Genomic DNA, 1,946 nt, shown 5'->3' with positions numbered 1-1,946 from the left:
GTCGAGCGTGACGTAGGGGACCACGACCGAGCCTGTGGTCCAGTTCATCACGTGGGCCTGGCTGGTTGCTCCGGAGATGATGTCGTAGGCGTTGCTGTCGGAGGAGTCGGTGTCTCGTTCCGGGTTCGTGTCCGTCCAGTCACCCGCGCCGCCACCGCCGCGATACGCGCCGACGAACGGGGGGCATCCGGTGCCCTGCCAGCATTCTGCGCTGTAGATCGGGCGCACGTTGCCGATACCTTCACCGTCCTCGGCGGCGCTGAACATCGAGACCTGGTAGCCCGCGGTGCGCAGGTCGAGTCCGGTGAGCGCGCTTGCTGGTACTGAGCTGACGATCGTGCCGTTCGGGATGACGGTCAGCTGGACGTCGGCAGTCTTGGTGAGGTCGGCGTCGTAGAGTCCGCCGCCGAACCGAGAGGTGTCGTTGCGGCCGTCTGCCACGAGGGCGTACTGCCAGGGGCCGTCGGCGGAGGTGTTGGTTCCGGGTAGGAGTGGCGCCGGTGTGCTCGAGGACCGGTCGCTGAGGTAGATGTTCACCCGCTGGGTACTCATGCCGCGGCCGCCCCAGGGGTTGTGGATCTCTCCGGCGGTGGAGACCGCGAACCGGATGGTGTCGCCGTCCTCGAACACGTCGAGTCCGGTCAGGTCGAGGCTGCCAGGGTTGAACGCAGCGTCTGAGGGGTAGAGGTAGGTTCCGGGGCCGTTGTCGTCGCCGCTCGGGTCCGTGAGTGAGCCGAGCTTGGTCCCGAACGCGAGCACGTTGAAGCGCTGAGCGTTGATCACGCCGTTGTCGCCCACTGCGGTCACGCGGACGCGGTTGGAGATCTCTTCGAGGGTGACCGTCGTGGAGAACTGCCCGTCAGAGATCTTGGCAGGGGTGTCGATGCCGTTGACCGTGATGGTGACGCTCTTGGCATCTGTTGTTCCGGAGATCGGAAGCGTCCGAGAGGTGGAGGTCTGACCGTCCTGGAGGCCGTTGACGTTCAGTATCGGGGCAGGGCCTGTGGCCTGGTCGTCGCTGGTGGCGTTCCAGCTGTCCCAGGTGTCGGCGTCGAAGTTCAGCCGGCCGAGCTCGCCGGAGGACCAGTTGTCGCCCGCCTTGAGAATCGGGACGGTGCCGACGGTGTAGTTGTGCAGCAGGAGGCCGTTCCCGTCGACGACCTCGTTGCCGAGAGTCACCTTGGTGCCCGTGGAGTCGGCGTGCCGCGTGAGAAGGCTGACCTGCGCGCTTGCGTCGAGCTTGTTCCATTCGTCGATGTGCAGCCCGTCGATCTCCACGTTCTGCGTGTTCGAGAGCGCGAAGGCGCGCACTGCGCAGTTCGTCATCCCCTCGACCCGGGTGTCGACGAACCGCATGTTCTTCACCGCCGTCGTGGTGTCAGCGCGGTCGGTGGCGCCCATGTCTTCCCAGTGGGAGGAGGAGTTGAAGATGCAGGTGTTGTACTTCACGTCCTTCCAGTACATCCGGTTGTGGATGATGTCGGTGTTGGTGACGGTGACGTTCTCGATGTCGCGGGGAGTCCAGCCCCACTGGATGACGGGGCCGTTCTCGTTCTTCCAGATGACGGTGTTCTCTATCGCGACGTCTGAGTGGTACATCTTCAGCACGTCGTCGTTGGCGTGGAAGAACGTGTTCTTCATGCGTCCGCCGTCGTAGAGCTCGATCCCGTCGGTCTGCCAGTACCAGGATCCGACCTGCTTGTAGTTGTCCACGTTCATCTGGAAGTTCTCGACGCCCACCTCCGTCTCGCCCTCGTGGGCGTAGACGACGAACGAGTGGTACGGCGGCTGGTTGATGGTGACGCCTTGCAGGTCCAGGGTCTGCTGCTCGGTGGAGGACTCGAACTGGAGCATCTTGACGCAGGTGACGTGGCAGTTGTCGTTGACGTTGTGCTGATATCCGCTCGAGGTGTCGGCCTCGTAGACGTACTGCTCGCCGGAGAGAC

At 64.1% G+C, this 1,946-nt stretch carries 1 protein-coding gene; it reads right to left on the bottom strand.

The window, feature by feature from the left end; all coding sequences use genetic code 11:
• A partial coding sequence (locus ACFWGN_RS21265; protein ID WP_377619741.1) for a glucodextranase DOMON-like domain-containing protein occupies positions 1–1,946 on the bottom strand: 1,946 nt, incomplete at both ends.

Origin of the sequence: Oerskovia sp. NPDC060338 (assembly GCF_042726295.1) — a bacterium.
Classification (GTDB): domain Bacteria; phylum Actinomycetota; class Actinomycetes; order Actinomycetales; family Cellulomonadaceae; genus Oerskovia; species Oerskovia merdavium.
The sequence above is the reverse complement of the archived record's forward strand: the minus strand, read 5'-3'. Positions and strand labels throughout refer to the sequence as shown.